The sequence below is a fragment of the Pantoea sp. E956-1 genome (assembly GCF_982223955.1).
On record NZ_CEUYZP010000060.1, the window covers coordinates 1 to 460 of the forward strand.

Annotated in this window: 1 protein-coding gene; it reads left to right on the forward strand. The window is 60.0% G+C overall.

Features of this window, described 5'->3' with window-relative positions; genetic code table 11:
• Positions 1 to 460 (forward strand): glycosyltransferase (locus AC0T7J_RS25245; protein WP_473798494.1); only part of this gene is annotated, 460 nt, incomplete at both ends.

A 460-nucleotide genomic window follows, 5' to 3' on the forward strand; every position in this document is an offset into this window, starting at 1 on the left:
CACCAGCCAGTACGGCCTCGGTCTGCTGACGCGGATGCTCACTCATTACCTGCGCTGGTTTCACAATCGTTCGGCAATGACTCTGGTGCCGAGCGTCAGTCAGCGCCTGGAACTGGAGCGGCGGCATTTCGAGCGGCTGGCGTTGTTGTCGCGGGGTGTGGACAGCCAGTTGTTTCATCCGAGCAAACGTCAGAGCGCGTTGCGTGAACAATGGGGACTCTCTGAGACGGATATCGCGGTCATCCACGTAGGAAGGCTCGCCCCGGAGAAAAATCTGGGACTGCTCAAACACTGCTTTGAAGGTCTGCGCGAAACTTATCCACAGCGCCATCTGAAGCTGATCGTGGTTGGAGATGGCCCGCAGCGTTCGGCGCTGGAAAAAGAACTGCCGGAGGCGATCTTCTGCGGCGCGCAGCGGGGAGAAGCCCTGGCGGCGCACTACGCCTCAGGAGATCTGTTC